The sequence below is a fragment of the Neoaquamicrobium sediminum genome, from assembly GCF_040970315.1.
Taxonomy (GTDB): domain Bacteria; phylum Pseudomonadota; class Alphaproteobacteria; order Rhizobiales; family Rhizobiaceae; genus Aerobium; species Aerobium sediminum.
The window spans coordinates 263,628-285,174 of record NZ_JAZHFV010000004.1 but is presented as its reverse complement, the minus strand read 5'-3'; the positions used below and the strand labels follow the sequence as shown (position 1 = coordinate 285,174).

Sequence of the window (21,547 nt, the reverse complement as noted above, 5' to 3'; positions counted from 1 at the left end):
TCAGTAAGGCCACTCGCCTTTGCCGAGCGCCCTCACTGCCTCGACGATGCGGCCAAAGCTCTCCTTCGCGCGCGTGACGCTGTGGCGCGCCCGCAGGTAGCCATGAACCAGGCCGGCCTCTTCCGACCAGGCCGCCTTGCCACCCGCCGCAAGGATACGATCGCGATAGCTCTCGCCATCGGAAGACAGCGGATCGCATTGCGCGGTGATGGAGACCGTCGGTGGCAGATCGGAAAAATCGCTATCGGCCAAAGGCGCGAAACTGGGATCGGCCGAGACGTCCCGTCCCGCCGCCCTTTTCCTGGAATAGAAGGCGACGTCGCGCGCACTCAGCATCGGCGCGTCGGCATGGCCGACATAGGACCCTTGCGTCGGGTCGCCGCCAAGCCCCGGATAGATCAGCACCTGACCGACAGGCCGGCTCGGGCCTCGCCTGCTTGCATGGGCCACGGCGGCTGCAAGATTGCCGCCGGCGGAATCACCAGCCAGCACGACGGGCCGGTCGAACCTTGCCGACACCCACCCGAACGCCGCCACCGCGTCCTCGAATGCTGCCGGATGCACATATTCCGGCGATAGACGATAGTCGACCGACACCACGGAATAGCCTGTTCGTTCGCACAACTCGGCGCAAACGTCGTCATGGCTCTCCAGTCCACCGAGGATGAAGCCGCCGCCGTGGAAGTAGAGCACGACCGCCGCATCGTCCGGCTCGCTCCGATTGTAGATCCGCACCGGAATCGTGCGCCCTTCAGCCTCGATGCCCGTGGTCTCGGCGCTGACGCCGTCGGGATAGCCGGTGAAGAACGCCCTGCACATCCGGTCGTAGATGGCGCGCTGTTCTGCAATGCCGTAGTCGATCGTATCCGGCGGATAGAAGCTGTTCGTTCGTTCGATGAACGCGCGCGTTTCCGCATCTATCAGCTTGTCGTAGGCAGCCACTTACCTTCCCTTCCAGACGGGTTCGCGCTTTTCCGCGAAGGCGCGGAAACCTTCCATTCCGTCCTCCGAATCGTAGAGTTCGTCGACAGTGCGGAACTGGCGCTTGGTGATGCGGTTCATGGCATCCTGGAACGTCAGCGCCTCGGCGGCCCTCGCCACCTCCTTGATCGAGGCAAACACCAGCGGCGGACCGGAAGCAAGCAGCCGCGCCACATCCCAAACGCGTTCCTCAAGCTGGTCGGCCGGATGGACCTCGTTGACCAGCCCCCATCGATGCGCTTCGAGCACATCCATCCACCGCCCGGTCAGCAACAGGTCCATGGCCACGTGATAGGGAATGCGCTTTGGCAGCTTCACGGTAGCCGCGTCCGCAAGCGTGCCGGCGCGGATTTCGGGAAGGGCAAAGGACGACGTTTCCGACGCGTAGATCAGGTCGCACCCCAGGGCCAATTCGAAGCCGCCGCCGACAGCCATACCGTGCACGCAGGCGATCACCGGCTTGTTGAGGTCGCGCAGTTCCTGCAGGCCGCCGAACCCACCCACGCCGTAGTCGCCGTCCACCGCATCGCCTGATGCCGCGGCCTTGAGGTCCCATCCCGCCGAGAAGAACTTGTCGCCAGCGGTCTTGACGATCGCGACACGCAGCGCGGGATCATCGCGAAAAGCCTTGAAGGTCTCGCCCATCAACCGGCTGGTGGCCAGATCGATCGCGTTCGCCTTGGGCCGATCCAGCGTAACCTCAAGGATCGCGCCGTCCCGGCGGGTCTTCACCACATCGCTCATTGATCTACTCCCTTGTCACCAGCAAAGCGTCGGCGATCCACGCGCCTTCACCCTCGACGCATACGATCAGCGGGTTGATTTCCAGTTCCTCGATATTCGCAGCATTGTCGATCACGAATGCAGCGATCCCGACGATCGCATCCACGGCCGCGCCCAAATCCGCCTTCGGCCGCCCGCGATAGCCGTCGAGCAACGGGAAAAGTTTCAGGCCGCGCAGCGCCTGCTCGATCTCCAAGCGCGAGGCCGGCAGCAGCAGCGTCACCGAATCCTTCAGCAACTCCACCAACAATCCGCCAGTACCCACGGTCATCACCGGACCGAAAAGCGGGTCACGCGTTACGCCGACGATCAGCTCGCCGACACCGCCGGCAATCATACGCTCGACATAGACCTGGCCTGAATGACGGAGCAGATCGGCTGCAACCGTCTGCACCGAGCCGGAGTCGTTCAGGTTGAGCCGCACCGCGCCATGTTCGCTCTTGTGCGCAAGCCCTAGAGCCTTCACCGCAACCGGATAGCCTATTTCTTCGGCGGCCGCGGCGGCATCCTGCACCATCGTGGCCACCCGCCCTGCCGGCACCGGCAGTCCTCGCGCGGCAAGCATCGCCTTGGCAGCGGCTTCGTCTGGCTGTGATCCGGCAGGCGTTACCAACTGAGACGACGCAACCTTCGGTTCAACACTGCCAACCCTCGCCCGGTGAGTATGACAAATGGCCTGCGTGGTCGCGGGCGCAGGTATGTCGATGTGCAATCGCCCACCCCCAACAGGCGAAGGCGCAGGCCGCCGCCATGCCTCCCCGATGAACGCGGCAGCCTCCGCCGCGTCCAGCGCTTCGGCGATGCCACAAAGCGGAACGATGCCGCGCGCGAGCAGCCCTGCGCAGTAGTCTTCCGGCAGGTTTTCCGGCAACGAGGCAACGATGGCGCCCGTTGCGCCGTTGGCCTTCAGCGCCGCCTCGAATGCGTTGACCGTCGGCCACCAGTCCGTGTCCGAGCAGCGGTCGCCGCGCGGAAAGTCGAGAACCAGCATGTTGAGATCGAATCCACCGGCCACGAAAGCGGTGAATGCCGCCGACATCGCGGGTTCGTCGTTCCAGATGAAGGTGTGATAGTCGAGCGGATTGGCGATCGCCACCAGCGGCCCCAGCGTGGAGCCGACTGCATCTTTATGCGCAGCCGACAACGGCGGAAACGAGATGGCACGGCCATGTGCGGCATCTGCCATGACCGAGGCTTCGCCGCCCGAGCAACTCATGGACGAGAGGCGGGGACCGGCAAGCGGACCTGCCGCATGCAGAAGTTTCAGTGTTTCCAGGAAGGACGGGATCGTGTCGACCCGCGCGACCCCGAGCCGTTTCAGAAAGGCCTCGGACGCGGCATCCGACCCCGCAAGAGATGCCGTGTGTGACACCGTCGCCGCCCTTGCCTGTTCCGACCGGCCCACCTTCATCGCCACGATGGGCTTGCTGAGTTCGCGCGCTCGGGCCGCGAGTTCCTCGAAACCGGCAACTGAATCGAAGCCTTCGATGTGAAGGCCGAGCGCCGAAACCCTGTCGTCCTCGATGAGGCCCAGTGCAATTTCGGACAGGCCGGTCTGCGCCTGGTTTCCCGCCGTCATCAGATAGGCGATGGGCAGCCCGCGCCGCTGCATCGTCATGTTGATGGCGATGTTGGAAGACTGGGTGATGATCGCGACGCCACGCTCGCCTTCTTCGAGCCGGTACCCGCCATGCTGGTCCGGCCACAAGGGCGCACCGTCGACGTAGTTGATGAGCCCGTAGCAATTGGGCCCGATCACCGGCATGGCGCCGGCTGCATCCAGAAGCTCGACATGTAGCCGCGCGCCATCGGCGTCGTTCGCCGATTCCTTGAAGCCCGACGCGAAGCAGACCGCACCGCCAGCGCCGCGGCTGGCGAGTTCCCCCACCACCTCCACCGTCAGAAAGCGATTGACGCCGATGAAGGCCGCATCGGGGGCGTCCGGCAGATCGGCAATCGATCGATAGGCTGCGATGCCGCCAACCTCGTCCTTGAAAGGATGGACCGGCCATATCGCGCCGGCAAAGTCCATCTTTCGGCACTCGCGCACGACATTGGTGCCAAAGAAGCCGCCGCCGACCACTGCGATCGAACGCGGCCGCAGAAGACGCGACAGGTCTCGTCTTCCAGTCCCTGTCATGCCGCCCCTTTCGCCTCCGATTGTCCGGCTTCCGGCAATTTCGAGGAAAGGCGCTCGATCTCCACCGCATAGGCGTCCAGCGCGGTGGTTCCGTTCGGGCTCAGTGCATAGATCCCGGTCTGGACGCGCTCGAACCATCCGTAGTGATTATCCGCCATCAGCCGTCGCGCATGGACGATGCCCGTCACCTGCGCGACTAACGCCGCCTTCGTCGGCCCCAGGCGATCGAGCAACGCGAGGCACAACAGCGCCTCCTGCCGGTAGGCGGTCACGAGATTGCGACGTGTCATACCGCCGGTGTTGGGGTCACCAACGAGCCGCGCGAACTCCCGCAGCAGGCGCGCCTTGCGTGGTTTCGACTGGCGCGGCCTGTAAGGTTCGGGATCGCAATGGACCTCGACGAACTCATCCTGCAGACGCACGGTGATAAGGCCCAGCCCCAGCCGGCGGCACAGTTTCCGGTTATCCGCTAACGCCTTCAGAAACGGGCGTCCGGACCCGCGCGGTACGGCGATATAGACGACATCCGTAATCGCCTGCCGCTCAATCGCCTGATGGAACAGCGAAAGGGAGAATCCCGCCTTGAGCTCGACGACGACCGGTTCCTCACCGTCGCGCATGGCGACCACATCGGCGGCTCCGACCTCCCCCTTCACCGTATAGCCCTGCCCTTCGAGCAGGCGCTTGACGGGCAGATAAAGGTCGCTCTCCCTGATGCCGCCTCGGGCCATTCCGTCTTTATCCTCCCGCTTCGCGCAGCAGCGCCCGCGAAATGATGTGCCGCTGGATTTCGCTCGTACCTTCCCAGATACGTTCAACACGCGCATCGCGCCAGATGCGCTCCAGTGGCAGCTCGTCCATAAGGCCCATGCCGCCATGAATCTGAATCGCCTCGTCGGCGACGAATGCCAGCATCTCCGTGGCCTTCAGCTTGGCCATGGCCATGTCCTGATCGGTCACGGTACCTGCATCGTATTTCCAGCCTGCCTCGAAGGTCAGCAGGTTCGCCGCCTTCAGCTCCATCGCCATGTCGGCGAGCTTGAAGGAGACGCCCTGGAACTTGCCGATCTGCTGGCCGAATTGCTGGCGCTGCGCTGCATAGTCGATGGCGTGACCAAGCGCACGCTCGGCGCGGCCGAGACAGGTCGCCGCCACCTGCAATCGCGTTGCGCCAAGCCATGAATTCGCGACCTCGAAACCCTTGTGCACCTCACCGAGCACCTGGGTCGCGGGCAGCCGGCAGTCATCGAACTCAAGCACCGCATTGGTATAGCCGCGATGCGAGACGTTGCGGTAGCCGTCCCGCACGGTGAAGCCGGGCGTGCCCTTGTCGACGAAGAACGCCGTGATCTTCTTGCGCTTGCCGCGAGGCGTGTCTTCCTCGCCGGTCGCCATGAACACGATGGCAAAGCCGGCGATGTCGGCATGGGAGATGAAATGCTTGGTGCCGTTGAGCACCCAGTCGTCGCCATCCTGCCGGGCCGTGGCCTTCATGCCCCGCAGGTCGGAACCCGCGCCGGGCTCCGTCATGGCGAGACAGTCCCAGGTCTCGCCGCGCAAGCATGGATAGAGGTATTTTTCCCGCTGCTCGGGCGTGCCGGCGAGCAGGATGTTCGACGGCCGCGCCACGCAGGTCCAGTGCAGCGCATAGTTGGCCCGGCCCAGCTCCTTCTCGTAGAGCAGCCATGTCAGCGTGTCGAGCCCGGCACCGCCGACCTCCTCAGGCATGTTCGCGGCGTAGAGGCCGGCAGCAATGGCCTTTTCCTTGATCTCCTCGATCAGATCGCGCCGCAGCACGCCGGTGCGCTCAACCTCGGCTTCATGCGGATAGAGCTCGTTTTCCACGAAGGCGCGCGTCGTCTCGACGATCGCGCGTTGTTCCTCGGTGAGGTCGAAATTCATGGCTTCACTTCTTCTTCGCCTTGTCGGCCTTTTTGGGCTTCGTGGCCCGGGCCTTCTCGGCCGCCTTCGAAGCCTTCGGCTTGCGCGCCAGCTTCGACAGCTTCTTCGTATAGTCGTTGTGCAGTTCGCCGGCGCCCCAGCCCTTGCCCTTGTTCTGCTTGCCGAGCGCTTCCATGATCGCGACTAGATTATCATCGCGAATCTTTTCGAGCTCGCGGATCGACCAGTGGTCTGACTGATCGTCCGACTGAGTTGCAATCAGGTCGACCAACTCGTCGTTGAATTCCGGCACATCCATCAGCTTCGTCCACGGCCAGGAGAGGCACGGTCCGAACTGTGCCATGAAGTGGCGCATGCCGGCCTCGCCGCCGGCGATGCGATAGACCTGGAACATGCCCATCTGCGCCCAGCGGAGCCCGAACGAATAACGCATGATGTCGTCCAGCTCCTCGACGGTGCAGATGCCGTCCTTGATGAGCCAGAGCGCCTCGCGCCACATCGCCTCCAGCAGCCGGTCGCCAACAAAGGCCTCGATCTCCTTGCGGATGACCACCGGCTTCATGCCGATCCCGGCATAGTGTTCGCGCGCGAGCTCGATGGCCTCCGGCCAGGTCTGCTCGCCGCCGACAATCTCGACCAGCGGCAGCAGATAGACCGGATTGAACGGGTGCGCTACGACCAGCCGCTCGGGGTGCTGCTTCATCGCAACCGCCATATCGGTCGGCTTGATGCCCGAGGTGGACGACCCGACAATCGCCGATGACGGCGCATGCGCGTCGATTTCGGCCAGCACCCTGTGTTTCAGCTCCAGCCGCTCCGGCACGCTTTCCTGCACCAGATCGGCATCGGCGACCGCCTCCGCGATCGTCTTGGCGTAGGTGATCCTGCCTTCCTTCGGAAGCCCGTCGGGCAGCATCTTCCTGTAAGCCCGGCGCGCGCCTTTCAACACCTCGCCCACTTTGCGGTCGGCTTCCGGATCGGGATCGTAGATGGCGACGTCGATGCCATTGAGCGCCAGCCGGGCCACCCAGCCCGCGCCGATCACACCGCCGCCGATACATGCTGCCTTGTTGATGGTCATTTCATCGCTCCGAGCATCCAACGAACCATCAGGCGGCAACCGGCGCCCGCTTGGTGAGGTTCAGCTTCTCCCGCACTTCCTGAGGTCCGATCACCCGTGCGCCCATAGTCTCGACGATGGTCACGGCACGCTCTACAAGCTGCGCATTGGTCGCAAGCACGCCCTTGTCGAGCCAGAGATTGTCCTCAAGCCCCACGCGCACATTGCCGCCGGCCAGCACGGCGGCGGCTACATAGGCCATCTGGTGACGGCCGAGCGCAAATGCCGAGAAGGTCCATTCCTTCGGAACGTTGTTCACCATAGCCATGAAGGTGTTGAGGTCGTCCGGCGCGCCCCACGGCACACCCATGCAAAGCTGCACCAGCGCATCGGGCTCGAGCACGCCTTCCTCGACAAGCTGCTTGGCGAACCAGAGGTGGCCCGTGTCGAACGCCTCGATCTCTGGCTTGACGCCCATCTCCGTCATCATGCCGCCCATGGCGCGCAGCATGCCGGGCGTGTTCGTCATCACATAGTCCGCTTCGGCGAAGTTCATCGTGCCGCAATCAAGCGTGCAGATTTCAGGCAGGCACTGGCGCACATGTTCCACGCGCTCCGAAGCGCCGGCCATGTCTGTACCGCCCGGCTTTAGCGGCAGCGGCTGCTCTGTCGAGCCGAAAACCATGTCGCCACCCATGCCGGCGGTGAGGTTGAGAACGACATCGACCTCGGCGTCCCGGATGCGCTCCGTCACCTCGCGGTAGAGCGCGATGTCGCGCCGCGGAGCGCCGGTCTCGGGATCGCGTACGTGGCAGTGCACGATTGCGGCACCCGCCTTCGCGGCATCGATTGCAGCATCGGCAATCTGCTTCGGCGATCGCGGCACATGCGGACTGCGGTCCTGCGTGCCACCCGAGCCGGTCACGGCGCAGGTAATGAAGACGTCGCGGTTCATTGCCAGCGGCATTTGAGCCTCCCTTTTCGTTTCTCCACAGAATGCCCGACTTGCATCGAACCGCTTCACAATTTACGAAGTAAGATTGATGAAAAACGAACCGCAAACGATCTTTCAACCGGACACGCGCCCGCTGAAACTGACGTTCCTGATCTTTACGGGTTCGTCGATCATGTGCCTCGCATCCGCCATCGACCCGCTTCGCGCAGCCAACCGCATCGCGGGCGCGAGGCTGTTCGACTGGTCGATCGTCTCGGCCGATGGCGGAGCGCCGGTCACCACCGCCGGCTTGCCGGTCGCCGTCGAAGGCCGTTTAGACCCTGCCGCCAATTCTGATGTTATCGTGGTCATCGGGGGTTTCGGTGCCCGCTTTCAGGCCAGCTCCACGCTCGTGGCCGCCCTCCGACGCGCCGCAGGCGCCGCGCGTGCAATCGGCGGGGTTGAGGCAGGCACATGGCTGCTCGGTCGCGCCGGCCTGCTGCAGGGTCGCGCCGCCACCACGCATTGGGAAGACCTGGAAGATTTCGCGGTCGCTTTTCCCGAATGCGATGTGCGGCCCGACCGCTACGTCATCGACGGTCCCGTCTTCACCGCCGGCGGCGCCTCGCCCGTTTTCGACCTGATGCTGCATCTCATCCGCACGCGCCTCGGCATGGCGGTGGCGCTCGATGTGGCAAGCGTCTTCATCTACGATCAGGCCCGCGCTGCGACCGACGCGCAGCCGCTGGTTTCGCTGGGCCGCCTAGACGGCTACGATCCGCGGCTGGCGCAGGCGATACGGCTGATGGAGGCCCATGTCGAGCGTCCGTTGACCGTGGCAGCCATAGCTAGGCGCGCAGGCGTCACAGCGCGAACGCTGGAGAAGGTTTTCGCAACCGCTGTCGGCGAGACGCCTGGCGCCTACTATCTGCGGCTGCGCCTCAACGCGGCCCGGCGCCTCGTGCTCGATACATCCGAGCCCATGACCGACATTGCCGCGCGAACCGGCTTCTCGAGCGCGGCCGCATTCAGCCGCGCGTTTTCGGCAGCCTTCGGCAAGGCACCGAGTCGCATGCGCGCAGGCTAGTTGCCCGCGCTCGCCATACGCCGGCCGCCGATCGCCTTCTCCAGCCAGCCGATTTCCATCTCGGGCACCGAGGAGAGCAGGAGGTCGGTATAATCGTCGAACGGCGGTGCCAGCACCTCGCTCTTCGAGCCGTAGCGCACGACCTCACCGCGATACATCACCGCGATGGAATCGGCGATCGACTTCACCGTCGCCAGATCGTGAGTGATGAACAGGTACGCGACGTCCTCCTCGGCCTGCAGGTCGAGCAACAGCCGCAAGATGCCGTGCGCCACCAGCGGGTCGAGCGCGCTGGTCACCTCGTCGCAGATGATCAGCTTCGGCTTGGCGGCGAGCGCGCGGGCGATGCAGACACGCTGCTTCTGCCCGCCCGACAGTTCGGCCGGATAGCGGTCGGCGAACCCCTTGCCCATCTCGATCTTGTCGAGCAGTTCGGCCACCGCCGCGTCTCGCTCCCTGCCCCGCATGTTGAAGTAGAATTCCAGTGGCCTGCCGATGATCGTCGCCACGGTCTGGCGCGGGTTCATCGCCACGTCCGCCATCTGGTAGATCATCTGGAGTTCGCGCAGGTCGTCGCGGGTGCGCTCGCGCAGCGCGTTGGAAAGCGTGCGCCCGTTGAACGTGATCGACCCGTTCTTCGGAGGCAGCAGCCCGGTGATGGCACGCGCCAGCGTCGACTTGCCGGAGCCGGACTCGCCGACCACCGCCAGCGTCTGGCCGGGGTGGATGTCGACCGAAACGTTCTTGAGAACGTCCATCCCGCCGCCATAGCTCGCCGTCACGTTCTGCACCGAAAGTACCGGGCTGGCGCTCGGCGTCTTCTCCTGATGTTCGATCTCGTGCACCGACACCAGCTTGTTGGTATATTCCTGCCGCGGCTCCTTGATGATCTGGCGCGTATCGCCCCATTCGACCAGCTTGCCGTGGCGCAGCACCATGATCTGGTCGGCGACCTGCGCAACCACGGCAAGATCGTGCGTGATATAGAGCGCCGCCACGCCGGTATCGCGGATCGCGTCCTTGATCGCTGCCAGAACGTCGATCTGCGTCGTCACGTCAAGCGCGGTCGTCGGTTCGTCGAAGACGATGAGATCGGGTTCCGAACACAGCGCCATGGCGGTCATCACGCGCTGGAGCTGGCCGCCGGAAACCTGGTGCGGATAGCGATTGCCGATATTGTCCGGGTCGGGCAGGCTGAGCTTCCGGAACAGCGCACGGGCGCGCTTCTCGGCCTCCGCCCGCGTCGCCGTCCCATGTTCCACGGTCGCCTCGACCACCTGGTCCATCAGCTTGTGCGCCGGATTGAACGCGGCTGCGGCGGACTGCGCCACATAGCAGACCTCGCGCCCGCGTATCTTGCGGATGCCGCCTTTGCCGGCCTTGAGGATGTCGCGCCCATTGAGCACGACCTCGCCACCCGTGATCCGCACGCCGCCGCGGCCATAGGCCATGGACGACAGCCCGATGGTCGACTTGCCAGCACCGGACTCGCCGATCAGCCCCAGTACCTTGCCACGCTCCAGCGTCAGGGAGACGCCGTGCACGATGGTCACGTCCTTGGGATCCTCGCCGGGCGGATAGACGGTCGCCTCGATCTTCAGATCGCGAATTTCGAGAAGCTTGCCGTCGTGCTGTTTCTTCACCGCTGCCTTGGCCATTATCCACGGCCTCCCTTGAGGCTCGTCGTGCGGTTGAGCACCCAGTCGGCGACGAGGTTGACGGAGATGGCGAGCGCGGCGATCGCAGCCGCCGGGATCAGCGCGGCGGGAATGCCGAACACGATGCCCTCCTTGTTTTCCTTCACCATGCCGCCCCAGTCGGCTTCCGGCGGCTGAACGCCGAGACCGAGGAAGGACAACGCCGACAGGAACAGCACCGCGTAGATGAAGCGCAAGCCGAGTTCGGAGACCAGCGGCGAGAGCGCATTCGGCAGGATCTCCCGGAAGATGATCCAGCCCATGCCCTCGCCGCGCAGCTTCGCTGCCTCGACGTAGTCCATCACGTTGATGTCGACGGCAACGGCGCGCGACAGGCGGTAGACGCGTGTAGAGTCGAGAATGCCCATGACGAGGATCAGTGTCAGAACCGTCGACGGCAGCACCGAAAGCACGACGAGACCGAAGATCAGCGTGGGGATCGCCATCAGAAGATCCACCAGACGCGACATGATCGTATCGAACCAGCCGCCTGTCACTGCCGCCGCAAAACCGAGGATGGCACCCAGCGAAAACGACAGCGCTGTCGCCATGGCCGCAATGAACACCGTGGTGCGCGCGCCGTAGATCATCCGCGAAAGCAGGTCGCGACCGAGATTGTCGGTGCCGAGCCAGTATTGCGACGACATCGGCTCCCACACGCCGCCGACGATCTGCGCCTTGCCGTAAGGCGCGATCCACGGCGCGAAAATCGCCGAGAAGACGAAGAGGCCGGTGACTATGAGGCCGACCCATGCGCTCGGCGTGATATTTTTGAGATCAAACATGTCCGCCCCCGCTCACTTCGGATGCCGCAGGCGCGGATTGGCCACGATGGCCGCGATGTCGGCGATGATGTTGAGCCCGATATAGACGGCCGCGAAGATCAGCCCGACGGCCTGAACCACCGGCACGTCGCGCTTGGTGACGTGATCGACCAGATATTGACCCATGCCCGGATAGACGAAGATCACTTCGATCACGACGACGCCGACGACGAGAAACGCCAGATTGAGCATCACCACGTTCACAATCGGCGCGATCGCGTTCGGGAATGCGTGGCGACGAATGATGTCGAGCTGCGACAGCCCCTTCAGTTCCGCCGTTTCGATATAGGCCGACTGCATGACGTTGAGGATCGCCGCACGCGTCATGCGCATCATGTGCGCGAGAACGACGAGGGTAAGCGCGGTTGCCGGAAGCGCGATTGCTTTCATCCTTTCCAGGAAGGGCATGCCATCATAGACGGTCGAAATGCCAGGAAACCACTGCAGCTTCACCGCGAAGAAGAAGACCAGCAGGTAGCCGACGAAGAATTCCGGCAGCGAGGTCGAAGCCAGCGCAAAGCCGGAGATCGCCTTGTCGACAGGCCCGTTGCGATACCGCACCGCGAGCAGGCCGAGAATGATGGCCAGCGGCACCGAAACGGCCGCAGCCCAGAAGGCAAGGAACAGCGTGTTCCACAGCCGTCCACCGATCGCCGTGGCGATATCCTGGCGACTGGTCATGGCCGTACCGAAGTCGCCGGTCACCACACCACCCAGCCACTGGAAATAGCGCACGATTGCCGGCTGGTTCAGCCCGAGCTCTTCGCGCAGGTTGGCGAGCGCTTCCGGCGTGGCTGACTGGCCGAGAATGGCCTGCGCCACATCGCCCGGCAGGATCTGCGTTCCGGCAAAGATCAGGACGGAAACTGCCAAGAGGAGAAGGATGCCCAGCGCGATGCGCTGGGCAATGAGTTTGAGAATGGGTGACCCCATGTGCCTGCCCCCGGTCAGGCCATCAGCCAGCACTTGGAAAGTGCATAACCACCCATCATTTCCTGGTTGCCGTCATTGACCCAGCCGCCGACCTTTTCGGACGTCGCGTCAATGAAGTCGTTGAACATCGGCACGATCACGCCGCCCTCTGCATTGAGCATGACGTTCATGTCGCGGTAGATCGCCTTGCGCTTGGCTTCGTCGAGTTCCGAGCGCGCCGTGAACAGCATCTTGTCGAAATCGTCGCGGAAGAAGCGGGTGTCGTTCCAGTCGGCGGTCGACAGATAGGCGGTCGTGAACATCTGGTCCTGCGTCGGCCGGCCGCCCCAGTAGGATGCCGAGAACGGCTGGACGTTCCAAACTTCGGACCAGTAGCCGTCACCCGGCTCGCGGCGGATGTCGATGGTGATGCCGGCGGCCGCAGCGCTCTGCTGGTAGAGCTGCGCCGCGTCGACTGCGCCCGGGAACGCGACGTCCGAGGTCCGCAGCAGGACGGGACCCTCGTGACCCGACTTCTCGAAGTGGAACTTCGCCTTGTCCGGATCGTAGGTGCGCTGCTCGATATCGTCGGAGAACAGCGGATAGGACGAGTTGATCGGCGTGTCGTTACCGATCGAGCCGTAGCCATGCAGAATCTTCTCGACCATCTCCTCGCGGTTGATGGCGTATTTCAGCGCCAGCCGCAGGTCATTGTTGTCGAACGGCGCGGTGTTGCAGTGGGCGATGAACACGTAGTGCCCCTTGCCCGCCACGTTGCGGATTTCCACGCCGGGCACCCGGCTGATCATGCTGACGATGCGCGGCTCGACGCGGTTGATCATGTGCACCTGGCCGCCCTGAAGCGCCGAGGTGCGGGCCGTGGCATCGTTGATGACGATAATCTCGATCTGATCCGCAAAACCGCGATCCTCGCGCCAGTAGTTGGCGAACTTCTCGCCGACATGGCGCACGCCCGGCTCGTTCACGGCCACCTTGTAGGGACCCGTGCCGACGCCTTCTGTCGGATTGTCCTTGCCGCCGTTCGGCTGGATCATCAGATGGTAGTCGTCAAGCATGTACGGAAGGTCGGCATTGCCTTCCTTGAGCGTGATGATGACCTCGTTGCCGCTCGCGCGGACGTCCTCGATGCCGCGCATGATGCCGAGCGCGCCGGACTGCGAGTCCTCGTTGGAATGCCGCTCGAGCGTGGCGACGACGTCTTCCGCGGTAACCGTCTTGCCGTTGTGGAACTCGACCCCCTGCCTGATCTTGAAGGTCCACTGCTTCGCGTCATCGGACGCCCCCCATTCCTCGGCGATGCAGGGCTCGACGGTGCCGTCGGGCGATAGCTGCACCATCTGCTCGCCCCACTGGCGGCCGAACTTGTAGGGCACCTGGCTCTGCCAGGACGCGGGATCGAGGCTGTTGGTGGATTCGCCACCCTGCATGCCCGCCTTGAGCACACCGCCACGAACCGGCTCCTGCGCATGCGCGGCGCTGGAAAGCAGCGAGCCGGCGAAGGCGGAGCTCACGCCCAGTGCGGCAGCACGCCCGAGGAAGTCACGACGGCTCAGCTTGCCGGCGGCAACCCTGCGGCTCAAATAGTCGAGTTCATTTGACATGTATTATGGTCCTCGCTCCTCTGGGGGTGTCGTTCTGATATCCGGGCATCACTGCTCGTGCCCAGCTTTCGCCATAATGAGGGCAAGTCACGACATCCGACAAGACAATCTGCGACATTACTTGGCGCAATTGTTGCGCCATGACTGTCACAATGATGTGTGGGCATCAACCGAATCGATACCGGGCTGTTGGATCGCGCGGATTGGTTGCCGGGGTCAACCGCAAGGCACCAAAAGATATGAAAAGGGCCGCCGCGAAACGCGACGACCCCAACAAATTCAGCGGCTAAACTGCTCGTTTATCAGGCTTTTTCCAGAGCTACGGCAATGCCCTGTCCGACACCGATGCACATCGTTGCCAGCGCAAGTTTCCCGCCGCGCTCTACGAGCTCGAGCGCAGCCGTACCCGATATGCGCGCGCCCGACATGCCGAGCGGATGGCCCAGCGCAATCGCCCCGCCGTTCGGATTCACGTGCTGCGCGTCCTCGGAAATACCGAGGTCGCGCAGCACGGCTATGCCTTGGGAGGCGAAGGCTTCGTTGAGTTCGATCACGTCGAAACCGGACGGCTTGATGCCGAGGCGGGCGCACAGCTTCTTGGTCGCCGGCGCCGGGCCGATACCCATGATGCGAGGCTCCACACCGGCGGTCGCGCCCCCCAGCACGCGCGCAATCGGCGTAAGCCCATACTTACGAATGGCGGCCTCGGAGGCGACGATCAGCGCCGCTGCCCCGTCATTGACGCCCGATGCATTGCCGGCCGTCACCGTGCCGCCCTCTTTCTTGAAAGGCGTCCCAAGCTTGGCCAGCGCCTCCACCGTGGTGCCGGCACGCGGATGCTCATCCTTATCCACCACCACCGGGTCACCTTTGCGCTGCGGGATCGTCACAGGCACGATCTCCTTCGCGAGCCGGCCGTTGGCCTGCGCGGCCACCGCCTTTTCCTGGCTGCGCACGGCGAATGCGTCCTGATCCGCCCGCGAGACACCAAACTGTTCGGCGACGTTCTCGCCCGTCTCGGGCATGGAATCGACGCCATACTGTTTCTTCATCAGCGGATTGACGAAGCGCCAGCCGATCGTGGTGTCGTAGATTTCGGCGTTGCGCGAAAATGCCGTGTCCGCCTTGGGCATGACAAAGGGCGCGCGGCTCATCGATTCTACGCCACCGGCGATCATCAGTTCCGCCTCGCCCGCTTTGATGGCACGAGCGCAGATCGTCAGCGCGTCCATGCCGGATCCGCAAAGCCGGTTGACCGTCGAGCCGGGCACAGCTTGAGGCAGGCCCGCTAGCAGCAGCGCCATCCTTGCAACGTTGCGATTGTCCTCGCCGGCCTGATTGGCGCAGCCATAGATCACGTCGTCGACGGCTTCCCAGTCGATGCCGGCATTGCGCTCCATCAGCGCACGGAGAGGCACCGCGCCGAGATCGTCGGTGCGCACCGACGAAAGCGACCCGCCGAAACGGCCGATCGGAGTACGCACATAATCGCAGATATAGGCTTCGCTCATCTCACACCTCCGGAACGACAAGATCTTTGACAGTGCCTTCGACCGACAGGTCCGCCTCGGTCAAGGCCTGAAGTTCATCGAGGCTCATGCCTGGCAGCTTTTCGCGCAATACGAAGCGGCCATTCCTGATGTCTACGACGGCAAGGCTGGTATAGACCGTCGTCACGCAGGCAACACCGGTCAGCGGCAGGCGGCATTTCTTGAGCAGCTTGGGCGCGCCCTTCTTGGTCACATGGTCGGTGACGACCCACACCTGCTTGGCGCCGTGGACGAGGTCCATCGCGCCGCCCACGGCTGGTACCGAGCCGGGTCCCGTGCTCCAGTTGGCGAGGTCGCCGTTCTCGGAAATCTCGTAGGCGCCAAGCACGGCCACATCGAGATGGCCGCCGCGCACCATCGCAAACGAGTCGGCGTGGTGGAAGAACGATGCGCCGTCGTTGAGCGTAATCGCCTTCTTGCCGGCATTGATGAGGTCCCAGTCTTCCTGACCGGCCGGAGGCGCTTCGCCAAAATCGAGCACGCCGTTTTCGGTGTGATAGATGACCTCGCGCCCCTTTGGCTTGAACTTGGCGATCATCTCCGGAAAGCCGATGCCGAGATTGACATAGGCGCCGTCGGGCAGGTCCTGCGCCGCCCTCCATGCGATCTGGGCGTTGGAAAGCTTTGTCGTCATCAGTTCGCTCCCTCGCGCAGCATGGCCTCTTCCTGTTGGGGATTTGCCACCTCGACAACGCGGTTAACGAAAATTCCCGGTGTGACGATGTGCTCGGGGTCAATTTCGCCCGGCTCGACGATGCGGCTTGCCTGCACGATCGTCGTCTTCGCCGCCATCGCCATCAGCGGAGAGAAATTGCGCGCGGCCTTGCGGTAGGTCAGGTTGCCCTTGCGGTCGGCCAGTTCCGCCTTGATGAGGGCCACGTCGGCTTTCAGCCAGCGTTCTTGGACATAGCTGCGCCCTTCGAATTCGGCCACCGGCTTGCCTTCGGCGACGTCGGTGCCGAAGCTCGACGGCGTGTAGAAGGCGGGAATGCCGGCACCACCCGCGCGAATGCGCTCCGCCAGCGTGCCCTGCGGCACCAGTTCGAGCCCGATCTCTCCGGCCAGATATTTGTCCGTGAAGGCCTTGGGATCGGACGAGCGCGGAAACGAACAGACCATCTTGGCTACCATGCCGGCATAAATCATCGCCGCGATGCCGACAGCGCCGTTACCCGCATTGTTGTTGATCACGGTGAGCGAGCCCGGCGAGCCGGTCTTCTTGTAGATATCCACCAGCGCGTGAATGAGTTCGATCGGCGCGCCGGCACCGCCGAAGCCGCCGATCATGACGGCCATGCCGTCTTCTATCCCGGCCAGAGCATCGTCGATGCTCGGACTAATCTTGTTCATACCTGATCCTGCCCTTCGTCGGGCGCCGCTCCCCTGGATACGGTCACCAAGGTTCCCGCCAGATCCCGGAAGCACCGCCTGCCTCCAACAAAGTTCGCGTTGCGAACAAATGTTCTTTATGCGATACATCGATAGATGAAGCACGATGGTAAGTCAATCGAACGGGAAGCGGGGCGCGACATCGTCGGGTCCTTCGCGCGCGGTCTGGGCGTGATGGAGATACTCGCTGCCCACCCTGCAGGCCTGACGTTGACCGAGATGGCGGAACGGGCCGAATTGACGCGTGCCGGCGCGCGCCGGTTCCTGCTGACCATGGTGGCTACCGGATACGCCATCCAGGACGGTCGAAAATTCGTGCTTTCGCCGCGCCTGATCTCGGTTGCGCGGAGCTGGCTCTCCGGCTCGTCCCTGTGGACCTTCGCCGAACCGTACATGCGCGCCGTTTCGCACGCGCTGAACGAATCCTGCTCGGCCGCCATTTTGGTGGATGAAGATGTCGTCTACGTCGCGCGTGTCGCCGGCAGGCGCATCGTTTCGGTCGGCCTTCATGTCGGCACGCGTCTGCCCGCCCATTGCACGTCGATGGGCCGCATCCTGCTTTCGGGCCTGTCGGCGACGGAACTCGATGCCTTCCTCGGCAAGGCGGCGATCCGCGCCAATACACCCAAGACCGTGACAGACCGCGCAGAACTTGCGCGGCTTATCCGACAGGCGGGCGAAGACGGATACGCCGCGATCGATGAGGAACTGGAAATCGGCCTGCGATCCATCGCCGTGCCGATCCGCGACCGGTCCGGCCGCGTCGTCGCTGCCATCAACGTCTCGACGCAGTCCGCCCGCACGCCCATGGAGGAGATGGAACGCACCTTCCTGCCGCACCTGCGCGAAGCGGCCTCCCGCATCGAGGACTTCTTCGTCGTCGAATAAGTCGCGACCGGTCCTGTCAGGAGAAACGGGGCCCGCAGCGATTACGGGTGGTGCCGAGACCGCCCCCGTGCCAACCCTTCAGCGGTTTCCGGACGGCAAGGAATGACGATGACCCCCGATGAGGCAGAAATCTTCGTTCGCAGTTTCGAGGCAGCGTGGGCAAAGCGCGACGGCGAAGCGATGCGAGAGCTCTGGCACCCCGACGGCCTGCTGTTCACGCCAGTAGTCGACCGACCCGTATCACCCAACGAGCTGCCGAAGCTCGTCGCGGCACAAATTCGTATCGCGCCGGACCTTGCCTGGCACCTGCTCGATTGGGCAGCGCGGGGATCACTCGTCTATGTGGAATGGCGCGTAACCCAGACAATTGCCGACACACCGATCGAATGGCGCGGCATGGACCGTTTCCTGTTGGAGGACGGCAGGATCCGCGAGGAGCACGTCTTTGCCGACACGACGCCGATGCGGCTGATGGCGGCGCCAGATGCCGACCGCAACCGCTTGGCGGCCGCAAGCAAGTCAAGCGTGTCGCCCACACCGATGATACGGCTCTAGGTCTTAGAGAGTATTTCGGCTTACGCCGCGTCGCGCGTGGCGCTGTCTCGACCAGCTATGGTCACCCGCATCTTGTGCGCGAGTGCTGCCTGGAAGCCACCGCTCATGGCGCGCCGCACCCTGTCCGGCTCGTTGCCGTTAGCCGCCTCATCGGCGAGCGCAAGCAACGCGTCGACGAACGAGCCGCCGGGGGCGACCAGCGCCTCGACAAGGGCGTCTTCGCGACCGTTTCCGGCGCTATGTGCTTCGGTGCGTTCCATGGGCGCGAAAATACCGCGCCGCCCATGACGGAACGAAGACACGAAAAAGGCAATGTCGGGGCCGTTTGGAGACGTTTCTTCCCGGCTCCGACAATTTGGTAAATAGCGCTTCCAGCAGCCCGTCAGACGTAGCGGTTGACCACGTTTTCCAGCCACTCCTGCCGCCCGGAACGCGGCTGCGGCTCGATTCCTTCGGACAGCACGCGCGCCGAGATATCCTCCAGCGTGCGCTTGCTCGACAGCATCGCCTCCGCCTCTGCCTCATCCCAACCCGCGTAGCGCTCGGCCAGCGGCCCGGACAGCGCCTTGTCCTCGATCATCCGCGCCGCCGCCTTGAGCCCGCGCGCGCAGCAGTCGATGCCGCCGATATGGGCGACCAGCAGGTCTTCCGGGTCGAGCGACTGGCGGCGCAGCTTGGCATCGAAATTGGTGCCGCCCGTCGTGAACCCGCCGGCAAGCAGTATCTGGTAGTAGGCCAGCGCCATCTCCGGCACATTGTTGGGAAACTGGTCGGTGTCCCAGCCGGACTGGTAGTCGTTGCGGTTCATGTCGATCGAGCCGAAGATGCCGAGCGCATTGGCAAGCGCCAGCTCGTGCTCGAAGGAGTGGCCGGCGAGGATCGCATGGCCCTGCTCGATGTTGACCTTGACTTCGTTCTCCAGCCCGTACCGCTTCAGGAAGCCATAGACCGTCGCGACATCGAAATCATACTGGTGCTTGGTCGGCTCCTGCGGCTTCGGTTCGATCAGGATCGCGCCCTTGAAACCGATGCGGTGCTTGTAGTCGACCACCATCGACAGGAATCGTCCCATCTGGTCGAGCTCGCGGCTCAAGTCGGTGTTCAGCAGCGTTTCGTAGCCCTCGCGCCCGCCCCACAGCACATAGTTTTCGCCGCCGAGCCGCTTGGTCACGTCGATGCAGCTCTTCACGGTTGCGGCGGCGTAGGCGAAGACGTCGGGGTCGGGGTTGGTCGCCGCACCCGCCATGTAGCGGCGGTTGGAGAAAAGGTTCGCCGTACCCCAAAGCAGCTTGGTGCCGGTCTTCTCCATCTTGCCGGCAAAGTAGTCGGCAATCTCGTCGAGCCGCGCGATGCTCTCCTTGAGCGTATCGCCTTCCGGGCGCACGTCGGCATCATGGAAGCAGTAATAGGGCGTGCCGAGAGCCGAGAACATCTCGAAAGCAACGTCGGCCTTATGCTTCGCGAGTTCCATCGTGTCGCCGAACCAAGGGCGCTCGAAGGTCTGACCACCGAACGGATCACCACCCGGCCAGGTGAAGGAGTGCCAGTAGGCGACGGCGAAGCGCAGATGATCTTCCATGCGCTTGCCGAGCACCATTTCGTCGGGATCGTAATGGCGGTAGGCGAGAGGGTTGGTGGATTCCGGCCCCTCATATTTCACCCTGGCGATGTCGCCGAAAAATCCGGTGCTCACGATGAAACTCCTCTGATTGCAGGATAAAGCGCGCGGTAGCGCCGATACGCATCCTCGTAGGCCTGCGACAGCCCGTCCTCCGGCTCGATGGTCTCGGCCGTCGCGGGCGGCACGCAGACCGAGAGCGGGTCCGCCTTCTCCGCCGCGATCAGCCCGAGCCGGGCCGCGCCGAATGCAGCGCCGAAATCGCCGTCGGCGGGAATGTCGACGGGGATACCAAGCGCAGTCGCGATTGCCTTGAGCCAGTAACGCGAGCGCGAGCCGCCGCCGATCGCAGTCACCCGCGAAACATCGGTGCCCGCGGCGTGGAGCGCTTCGAGGCTGTCGCGAAACGCGAAGGCCACACCTTCCACCACAGCCTGCGTCAACACTGCCCGACCGGATTGATGCGAGAGACCGGAAAAGGCGCCACGGATCGTGGCGTCGTTGTGCGGCGTGCGCTCGCCCGAAAGATAGGGCAGGAAGGTGACACCGCTGGGCGCATGCAACTGCTCGCCGAGTTCGTCGGTCAGCTCCTTTGCGCTGCGGCCGGTGATGTCCTCCAGCCAGTTCAGCGAATCTGTCGCCGACAGGATGACGCCCATCTGGTGCCAGGTTTCCGGCAGTGCGTGGCAGAACGCATGTACGGCGCTTTCCGGGTTCGGCAGATAGCGCGCATTGGCTGCGAACAGCACACCCGACGTGCCGAGCGACACGAATGCCTGGTCGCCGCGCACCGCGCCCATGCCACAGGCCGAGGCCGCATTGTCACCTGCCCCGCCCGCGACGACCACATTGCCGCCCATGCCCCAGCGCGCAGCAAGCGAGGCCTTCAGCGTTCCGGCCGGATCCGTGCCCTCCACGAGCGCCGGCATATGGCTTTCATCGAGATCGGTGGCGGCTAGCAGGTCGGCCGACCACGCGCGCGCGCCAACGACCAGCCATGAGGTTCCGGCCGAATCCGACATCTCGGAGATGAACTCGCCGGTCAGCCACAGTCTCAGATAGTCCTTGGGCAGAAGCACCTTGGCGACCCGGGCAAACACATCCGGTTCGTTGTCCTTCACCCAGGCGAGCTTGGGTGCCGTAAACCCCGGAAAGACGATGTTGCCGGTGATCGCACGAAAGCGGGGATCTGCATCGAGCCGCGCGGCCTGTTGATGGCTGCGCGTGTCGTTCCACAGGATGCAGGGGCGCAACACGGCACCTGCTGCATCTAGCAGCGTCGCCCCATGCATCTGTCCGGAAAGTCCGATGCCTCTGGTCGCTGCAAGGTCTGCCGGATGCGAGGCCTTCAGCCTGCCCACCGCCTCTTCCGTCGCGCGGATCCAGTCGGCGGGTTCCTGTTCCGACCAGCCGTCATGCGGGCGCGATACGTCGAGCGCGGCAGTGGCCGAAGCGATGACCGTCTGATCGCCGTCTATCAGAAGTGCCTTGACGCCGGACGTGCCGAGGTCGAGCCCGAGATACATTGGAATGGTCCTCCCCGGTGGACTTCTTCATGGTCCGCCGAGTGGCACCATAGCGCGGAACCGATTTATTTCGCAATCC

General features: G+C 63.9%; 20 protein-coding genes. 3 read left to right on the top strand and 17 right to left on the bottom strand.

Translation table 11 applies throughout. The features are described 5' to 3' along the window. The 7 genes from V1479_RS14580 to bcoG are packed head-to-tail and all read right to left on the bottom strand — an operon-like array spanning window position 1 to window position 7,833. Complete coding sequence (locus tag V1479_RS14580) at window positions 1–942, bottom strand: alpha/beta hydrolase (RefSeq protein WP_368803547.1); 942 nt, start codon at window positions 940–942, stop codon at window positions 1–3. After that, window positions 943–1,725 (bottom strand): carnitinyl-CoA dehydratase, encoded by a 783-nt coding sequence (locus V1479_RS14575; protein WP_368803546.1) that lies wholly within the window; start codon window positions 1,723–1,725, stop codon window positions 943–945. A gap of 4 nt (window positions 1,726–1,729) precedes the next feature. Beyond that, complete coding sequence (locus V1479_RS14570) at window positions 1,730–3,904, bottom strand: acetate--CoA ligase family protein (protein WP_368803545.1); 2,175 nt, start codon at window positions 3,902–3,904, stop codon at window positions 1,730–1,732. Continuing rightward, complete coding sequence (locus tag V1479_RS14565; protein ID WP_368803544.1) at window positions 3,901–4,635, bottom strand: DUF2161 domain-containing phosphodiesterase; 735 nt, start codon at window positions 4,633–4,635, stop codon at window positions 3,901–3,903. Before V1479_RS14565 ends, V1479_RS14570 begins: the two co-directional genes overlap by 4 nt. Window positions 4,636–4,642: 7 nt before the next feature. Continuing rightward, entirely contained in the window at window positions 4,643–5,806 is a 1,164-nt protein-coding gene (locus V1479_RS14560; protein ID WP_368803543.1) for an acyl-CoA dehydrogenase family protein, read from the bottom strand. 4 nt (window positions 5,807–5,810) lie between these two features. After that, window positions 5,811–6,887, bottom strand: a complete 1,077-nt coding sequence (locus V1479_RS14555; protein ID WP_368803542.1) for a 3-hydroxyacyl-CoA dehydrogenase NAD-binding domain-containing protein — start codon at window positions 6,885–6,887, stop codon at window positions 5,811–5,813. Window positions 6,888–6,915: 28 nt separating this feature from the next. After that, complete coding sequence (gene bcoG, locus V1479_RS14550) at window positions 6,916–7,833, bottom strand: 3-dehydrocarnitine:acetyl-CoA trimethylamine transferase BcoG (RefSeq protein ID WP_368803541.1); 918 nt, start codon at window positions 7,831–7,833, stop codon at window positions 6,916–6,918. A gap of 76 nt (window positions 7,834–7,909) precedes the next feature. Between bcoG and V1479_RS14545 the strand changes: the two genes are divergently transcribed. Continuing rightward, window positions 7,910–8,887, top strand: a complete 978-nt coding sequence (locus V1479_RS14545; RefSeq protein ID WP_438620531.1) for a GlxA family transcriptional regulator — start codon at window positions 7,910–7,912, stop codon at window positions 8,885–8,887. Here V1479_RS14545 and V1479_RS14540 read toward each other — a convergent pair. The 7 genes from V1479_RS14540 to V1479_RS14510 form a co-directional block, all read right to left on the bottom strand. Then, a complete protein-coding gene (locus V1479_RS14540; protein ID WP_368803539.1) occupies window positions 8,884–10,545 on the bottom strand; it encodes an ABC transporter ATP-binding protein in 1,662 nt (553 codons plus the stop codon). The two genes, V1479_RS14545 and V1479_RS14540, sit on opposite strands and share 4 nt — an antisense overlap. Next, the gene (locus V1479_RS14535) at window positions 10,545–11,369 is read right to left on the bottom strand and encodes an ABC transporter permease (protein WP_368803538.1); all 825 of its coding nucleotides are present in this window, start codon (window positions 11,367–11,369) and stop codon (window positions 10,545–10,547) included. Before V1479_RS14535 ends, V1479_RS14540 begins: the two co-directional genes overlap by 1 nt. A 12-nt stretch (window positions 11,370–11,381) precedes the next feature. Then, the gene (locus tag V1479_RS14530; protein ID WP_173194583.1) at window positions 11,382–12,341 is read right to left on the bottom strand and encodes an ABC transporter permease; all 960 of its coding nucleotides are present in this window, start codon (window positions 12,339–12,341) and stop codon (window positions 11,382–11,384) included. Between the two features lie 14 nt (window positions 12,342–12,355). After that, window positions 12,356–13,942 carry an ABC transporter substrate-binding protein gene (locus V1479_RS14525; protein WP_173194584.1) on the bottom strand — a complete coding sequence of 529 codons (1,587 nt, stop codon included), beginning with the start codon at window positions 13,940–13,942 and terminating at the stop codon, window positions 12,356–12,358. Window positions 13,943–14,244: 302 nt separating this feature from the next. Then, entirely contained in the window at window positions 14,245–15,453 is a 1,209-nt protein-coding gene (pcaF, locus tag V1479_RS14520) for a 3-oxoadipyl-CoA thiolase (protein WP_368803537.1), read from the bottom strand. A 1-nt stretch (window position 15,454) separates the two neighbouring features. Further along, a complete protein-coding gene (locus tag V1479_RS14515) occupies window positions 15,455–16,126 on the bottom strand; it encodes a 3-oxoacid CoA-transferase subunit B (protein ID WP_368803536.1) in 672 nt (223 codons plus the stop codon). Continuing rightward, window positions 16,126–16,842 (bottom strand): 3-oxoacid CoA-transferase subunit A, encoded by a 717-nt coding sequence (locus tag V1479_RS14510; RefSeq protein ID WP_173194586.1) that lies wholly within the window; start codon window positions 16,840–16,842, stop codon window positions 16,126–16,128. The genes V1479_RS14515 and V1479_RS14510 overlap by 1 nt, the downstream gene beginning before the upstream one ends. Window positions 16,843–16,977: 135 nt before the next feature. Between V1479_RS14510 and V1479_RS14505 the strand changes: the two genes are divergently transcribed. Further along, complete coding sequence (locus tag V1479_RS14505) at window positions 16,978–17,769, top strand: IclR family transcriptional regulator domain-containing protein (protein ID WP_368803535.1); 792 nt, start codon at window positions 16,978–16,980, stop codon at window positions 17,767–17,769. A gap of 102 nt (window positions 17,770–17,871) precedes the next feature. Then, on the top strand, window positions 17,872–18,324 hold the full coding sequence (locus V1479_RS14500) for a nuclear transport factor 2 family protein (RefSeq protein ID WP_368803534.1): 453 nt from the start codon (window positions 17,872–17,874) through the stop codon (window positions 18,322–18,324). A gap of 20 nt (window positions 18,325–18,344) precedes the next feature. Here V1479_RS14500 and V1479_RS14495 read toward each other — a convergent pair whose 3' ends face one another. From V1479_RS14495 to xylB, 3 genes are all read right to left on the bottom strand, one after another. Then, window positions 18,345–18,584, bottom strand: coding sequence for a hypothetical protein (locus V1479_RS14495; RefSeq protein ID WP_368803533.1), 240 nt, complete (start codon window positions 18,582–18,584; stop codon window positions 18,345–18,347). A 122-nt stretch (window positions 18,585–18,706) separates the two neighbouring features. Continuing rightward, the gene (gene xylA / locus V1479_RS14490; RefSeq protein ID WP_368803531.1) at window positions 18,707–20,017 is read right to left on the bottom strand and encodes a xylose isomerase; all 1,311 of its coding nucleotides are present in this window, start codon (window positions 20,015–20,017) and stop codon (window positions 18,707–18,709) included. Then, window positions 20,014–21,468, bottom strand: a complete 1,455-nt coding sequence (gene xylB / locus V1479_RS14485) for a xylulokinase (RefSeq protein WP_368803529.1) — start codon at window positions 21,466–21,468, stop codon at window positions 20,014–20,016. The genes xylA and xylB overlap by 4 nt, the downstream gene beginning before the upstream one ends. Window positions 21,469–21,547: the final 79 nt, after the last annotated feature.

What these genes read in the sequence shown, in the direction of transcription:
- V1479_RS14575 (WP_368803546.1), bottom strand. Translation starts at nt 1,725, where the DNA reads ATGAGCGATGTGGTGAAGACCCGCCGGGACGGCGCGATCCTTGAGGTT.
- V1479_RS14570 (WP_368803545.1), bottom strand. Translation starts at nt 3,904, where the DNA reads ATGACAGGGACTGGAAGACGAGACCTGTCGCGTCTTCTGCGGCCGCGT.
- V1479_RS14565 (WP_368803544.1), bottom strand. Translation starts at nt 4,635, where the DNA reads ATGGCCCGAGGCGGCATCAGGGAGAGCGACCTTTATCTGCCCGTCAAG.
- V1479_RS14560 (WP_368803543.1), bottom strand. Translation starts at nt 5,806, where the DNA reads ATGAATTTCGACCTCACCGAGGAACAACGCGCGATCGTCGAGACGACG.
- V1479_RS14555 (WP_368803542.1), bottom strand. Translation starts at nt 6,887, where the DNA reads ATGACCATCAACAAGGCAGCATGTATCGGCGGCGGTGTGATCGGCGCG.
- bcoG (WP_368803541.1), bottom strand. Translation starts at nt 7,833, where the DNA reads ATGCCGCTGGCAATGAACCGCGACGTCTTCATTACCTGCGCCGTGACC.
- V1479_RS14545 (WP_438620531.1), top strand. Translation starts at nt 7,910, where the DNA reads ATGAAAAACGAACCGCAAACGATCTTTCAACCGGACACGCGCCCGCTG.
- V1479_RS14540 (WP_368803539.1), bottom strand. Translation starts at nt 10,545, where the DNA reads ATGGCCAAGGCAGCGGTGAAGAAACAGCACGACGGCAAGCTTCTCGAA.
- V1479_RS14535 (WP_368803538.1), bottom strand. Translation starts at nt 11,369, where the DNA reads ATGTTTGATCTCAAAAATATCACGCCGAGCGCATGGGTCGGCCTCATA.
- V1479_RS14530 (WP_173194583.1), bottom strand. Translation starts at nt 12,341, where the DNA reads ATGGGGTCACCCATTCTCAAACTCATTGCCCAGCGCATCGCGCTGGGC.
- V1479_RS14525 (WP_173194584.1), bottom strand. Translation starts at nt 13,942, where the DNA reads ATGTCAAATGAACTCGACTATTTGAGCCGCAGGGTTGCCGCCGGCAAG.
- pcaF (WP_368803537.1), bottom strand. Translation starts at nt 15,453, where the DNA reads ATGAGCGAAGCCTATATCTGCGATTATGTGCGTACTCCGATCGGCCGT.
- V1479_RS14515 (WP_368803536.1), bottom strand. Translation starts at nt 16,126, where the DNA reads ATGACGACAAAGCTTTCCAACGCCCAGATCGCATGGAGGGCGGCGCAG.
- V1479_RS14510 (WP_173194586.1), bottom strand. Translation starts at nt 16,842, where the DNA reads ATGAACAAGATTAGTCCGAGCATCGACGATGCTCTGGCCGGGATAGAA.
- V1479_RS14505 (WP_368803535.1), top strand. Translation starts at nt 16,978, where the DNA reads ATGAAGCACGATGGTAAGTCAATCGAACGGGAAGCGGGGCGCGACATC.
- V1479_RS14500 (WP_368803534.1), top strand. Translation starts at nt 17,872, where the DNA reads ATGACGATGACCCCCGATGAGGCAGAAATCTTCGTTCGCAGTTTCGAG.
- V1479_RS14495 (WP_368803533.1), bottom strand. Translation starts at nt 18,584, where the DNA reads ATGGAACGCACCGAAGCACATAGCGCCGGAAACGGTCGCGAAGACGCC.
- xylB (WP_368803529.1), bottom strand. Translation starts at nt 21,468, where the DNA reads ATGTATCTCGGGCTCGACCTCGGCACGTCCGGCGTCAAGGCACTTCTG.